The 4,268-nt window shown below is 69.9% G+C and carries 3 protein-coding genes; all 3 read right to left on the bottom strand.

What is annotated here, in order from left to right:
- A partial coding sequence (locus H0W38_RS17640; protein ID WP_292456501.1) for an ATP-binding protein occupies positions 1–1,498 on the bottom strand: 1,498 nt, incomplete at its 3' end.
- Positions 1,495–2,058: a YfiR family protein gene (locus tag H0W38_RS17635; RefSeq protein ID WP_292456499.1), complete on the bottom strand. Its 564-nt coding sequence runs from the start codon at positions 2,056–2,058 to the stop codon at positions 1,495–1,497. The genes H0W38_RS17640 and H0W38_RS17635, both read right to left, overlap by 4 nt.
- A gap of 49 nt (positions 2,059–2,107) precedes the next feature.
- Entirely contained in the window at positions 2,108–4,093 is a 1,986-nt protein-coding gene (locus tag H0W38_RS17630; RefSeq protein ID WP_292456497.1) for a TonB-dependent siderophore receptor, read from the bottom strand.
- Between the last annotated feature and the right edge of the window lie 175 nt (positions 4,094–4,268).

The raw sequence follows: 4,268 nt of genomic DNA, 5'->3' as shown, positions 1-4,268 counted from the left end.
GCATCGAAGCGTCGGGCAGCGGCCCGGCGGCCGGCGGATGCTCGGCCAGGCGCAGCGTGACCGAAAAGCGCGAGCCGTGCCCGAGCCCGGCGCTGGCCACCGAGAGGCGCCCGCCGTGCAGCTCGACCAACTGCCGGGCCAGGGTCAGCCCCACGCCGAGCCCGGCGCGGCCGCGCTCGAGCGACTGGTCGACCTGCGTGAACATCTCGAAGATCTTTTCCTGCATGGCCGGCTCGATGCCGATGCCGTTGTCGGTGACGTGCACCACGGCGTCGCCGTCTTCGATGGCGAGCTCGACCGTGATGTGGCCGTCGGCATCGGTGTACTTGGCGGCGTTGGTCAGCAGGTTGACGAACACCTGCGCCAGGCGCATGGCGTCGGCGTCGAGCCAGACCGGCTCGCGCGGCAGGTGCGTGGCGAGCGTCTGGCCGTGCGCGCGCATCTGCGGCTCGGTTTGTTCGACGGCGCTGCGGAGCACCGCCACGAGGTCGAGGCTGGCGCGGCGCAGCTCGAGCTTGCCGGTGCTCATGCGCGAGAGCTCCAGCAAATCGTCGATCAACCGGACCATCTGCTTGAGCTGACGCTCCATGATCACGCGGGCACGCTGGCGCATGGTGGCGTCGGCATCGCCGCGCTTGAGGATCTCCAGCCCGTTGGCGAGCGGCGCCAGCGGATTGCGCAGTTCGTGCGCCAGGGTGGCCAGGAACTCGTCCTTGCGGCGGTCGGCGGTGCGCAGCGCATCCTCGACCTTCTGGCGCTCGCGCATCTCGATCGACAGGTCTGCGTTGGCGCGCTCCAGCGCTTCGGTGCGCCGGCCCACCTCCGCCAGCATGGCGTTGAAGGCATCGACCAGCACGCCGATCTCGTCGGTGCTGGTCTTGGGCACGCGCAAGCCGTAGTTGCGCCGATCGACGACCTCGCGGGCCACGTTGGCCACCTGCTCGATCGGTTCGGTCACGGCGCGCTGCAGCCGCTGGAAGATCAGCGCCGACAGGCCCAGGCTCGCCAGCATGACAAGCGCAAGGATCAGCGCGTAGTCGCGCAGGCGGTCGCCGTGGTCGTAGCGGGCGCGAAGGTAGACCGTGCCCGCCATTTGGCCGTTCACGTCGATGGTCTGGAAAACCTCGAGATCGTCGCCGTCGAAGCGATAACCGGTGGGCTGCGGCTTGGCGGGCACCGGCGCGGGACCCTGGGCACTGGAGCGATAGGTCACGAACAGCTTGCCGTCGGGGCGGTACAAGGCGGCCGAGCGAATCTGCGGGCGCTGCTGCAGGGTGGCCAGGTTCTCGCGCGCCACCTTCGGGTCGTCGAAGGCCAGCGCCGATGCGCTGGAGCTGGCCATCAGCTCTGCCTGCGTCGTGAGGTCGTCGACCGAGGCGCTCCGGTAGGCGCGCAGGTCGTAGGTCAGCAGCGCCAGCGCGCTGAGCAGCAGCGCCAGACCGGTGGTCAGCATGACGACCAGCATCAGCTTGCGGCGCAGCGTCAATCTCTCGCTCATGGCACGACCCGTTCAGCCACGGCGAGCAGCCGGGCGCTGAGCCGGATGCCGGCGCGTTCGGCGGCCGGCGGCGAGGCTTCGAAGCGCACGCGCCCTTCATGGAGCAGGAAGTTCAGCATGCCGCCGCTGGCCAGGCCGCCGGGCTGGTCGGTCACCAGCAGCAGGGGCTGCGCGTCGGCCGATGCGAGCCAGGCACTCGGCAATCTGTCTGGCGCCGGCACGTAGAGCATGTGCACACCTTCCAGTGTTTCGCCGGGGATGACTCGCCGCGCTCGCAGCGGCCGGCCGTGGATGCTGCGCCCGACGAGCACCGGCTCCAGCTCGGCCAGCACCTCGGGCGCGTCGACGACGCCGATGACGATCGGCGTGTCGGTGGCGGCGAACGCCCGCGGCGGCCATTCGACGAAGCCGGTGAACTTGTAGAGGTAGGCCGCCTTGACGCTGGCCTCCAGCGTGGCCGCGACGGCCGGGCCGAGCGCGGCAAACGCGAGCGACCCGGCCAGCGCTGCCTGCACGAGCGCACGCAGGGCGGCCCGGCGGGAACGGCAGCGCAACTCCATCGCGGTATTGTGCTGGGCTGCGGGCACAGTCGAACTGTCGGTCCGAAGGCTAGAACTGGGCGCGCAGCTGCAGCGAGGCGGCACGGCCGTGCTCGACGCGGCGGCTCGCCGTGGCCCATTCGACCTGCTCGGCGTCGAGCAGGTCCTTCACCAGCAGCGCCAGTTCCACCTTGGCGCTCACGCGCCAGGCCAGCCGGGTGTCGACCGCGGTGTAGGAAGACACGTCGAACTGCGGCCGCGAAGCCACGCGGCGCACGCTCAGGTCCCAGCTGTGGCGGGGGGTCAGGTCGAGCGCCGAGCGCAGTTGCCACCAGCCGTTGGGGTCGTTGCCCAGCGAGTTCAGGCCGATCGTGTCGACCTCGCCTTCCTTCACGCGCAGGCGCTGGTCCAGTGAAACGCCGCCGGCGGTGAGGCGCCAGCGCGGGCTCACGCGCCAGCTTGCAGTGGCTTCCAGGCCGCGGGTCGAGCCCTCGATGTTGTTCTCGAGCACCTGGCCGCGCGGCGTCGGCGTCACGCTGCGCAGATCGTCGTGGTCGTGATAGAAAAAGGTGAGCGAGTACGAAAAGGTCTCCGTCAGCTGACCGCGGTGGCCCAGTTCCAGGACGTTGGAAACCTCCGACTGGAAATCCGGCCCGCCGGCGATGTTGAACGTGCCGTCTGCGTTGGGCTCGGCCGGCGAGAAAAACTCGCGGTCGATGCGCGAGGGCGCGCGGACCGCGCGCTGCGCCGAGCCCCAGAACAGGCTGGAATCGCTGGCTCGCCATGCCAGGCGCACGCTGGGCAGCGTTTCCAGCCCGGTGTAGGGGTTGTGCTCCAGGCTGCCGCCGAGGGTGAGAGCGAGGCGGTGAGGCAGTTCGATCTGATCCTGAATGAACAGCCGGCTCCAGTTCAGCGTGCGGTCGTTGGGCCGAAAGGCGAACAGCGGATTGCCCGTCGTCTCGTCGCGCGAATGGCGAAGGCCGGCGCCCAACAGCAGGCGGTGGCCGGCTGTCGGCGCGAAGCCGTACTGCGCTACCGCATCGAAGGTGTCGAGCTTTTCGGAGAAGCCCAGCACCTGCCGCCGCTCGGTGCGCTCCGCATAGGCCTGCACGCTCGCGAAGGCACCGCCAGTCATCGTGCGTTGCCAGCGGCCGAGCACGTTGGCCCCTTCGACTTCGGTCGGGTTCGCCGCCGAGTCGATCAGATTGCGGTACAGATCGCCCTGCAGCGTGATCTCGTCACCCCGGCGCGACCAGTCGGCCCGAAAGCCGGCCTGCTGGCCATCGGCCTGGTCGTTCACCGGGCTGCCGTCGGCGCTCGTGCTGTTGGAGCGGTCGAAGGCCTTGGCATAGACGCGGTAGTGGCCGCTGCGCTCGTCGTCGTTGCCGGGAAAGGCGCCGCCCCAGCGGGCCGAGCCGCCGCGCTCGCGGTTGCCGGCGTGGGCGCGCAAGGCGGCGCCCTGAGTCTCGGCCGCCGAGCGGGTGATGACGTGAATGAGCCCGTTGACCGCATTGGTGCCCCACTGCGCGGTGCTCGGCCCGGTGATCACCTCGATGCGGTCGACCTCGCTGAGCAGCACTTCCTGCGCGTCCCAGAACACGCCCGCGAAAAGCGGCGTGTAGATGCTGCGCCCGTCGATCATGACGAGCATCTTGTTGGCCAGGGGGTTGTTGAAGCCACGCGCGCTGATCGCATAGCCGGTCGCGTCGACGCGGGCCACATCGAGCGTCGGGGCCAGGCGCAGCGCCTCGGTCAGCGTGGTGGCGCCTGAGCGGCGGATGTCCTCGGCGCGGATCACGTACACCGAGGCGGCCACGTCCTGCAGCGGTTCGCTGCGCAGCGAAACCGAGGTGACGACGATCTCGCTCAGCTGCTCGAGCGACAGGTCGGCCAGCGCCGCGCCGCCGGCCGGCGGCGCGGCGACGGCCGCTGCAAGAGCGAGCACGCCGGCCGGCAGGCCGGCCCAGGTGCCCAGGAGGCGAGGCGTAGCCAAGCGCTGCAAGCCGCGCCACCCCCGAGCCGCCGCAACACGCAGCACCCCTTGGGCAATGGACATCAGGCTTGCTGCTGGTTTCAAAGTCATGAGCCGATCACGCCGGCATGCTGCGCTAGCGGCTGAAAGTGCCGGAGTCTAAGGCTCAGCCTGAGCCTTCCTGTATAGCTCGAACCCTGTCAAACCGCAGGACCACCGGGCCGGGGAGTACGCCCCGATGGGCACACGGCTTGCCTTT

Source organism: Methylibium sp., assembly GCF_013817365.1.
Lineage (GTDB): Bacteria > Pseudomonadota > Gammaproteobacteria > Burkholderiales > Burkholderiaceae_C > Methylibium.
The sequence above is the reverse complement of the archived record's forward strand: the minus strand, read 5'-3'. Positions and strand labels throughout refer to the sequence as shown.

Excerpts from the sequence above, each read along its gene's own strand:
- H0W38_RS17635 (WP_292456499.1), bottom strand. The coding sequence starts at position 2,058 with ATGGAGTTGCGCTGCCGTTCCCGCCGGGCCGCCCTGCGTGCGCTCGTG.
- H0W38_RS17630 (WP_292456497.1), bottom strand. The coding sequence starts at position 4,093 with ATGTCCATTGCCCAAGGGGTGCTGCGTGTTGCGGCGGCTCGGGGGTGG.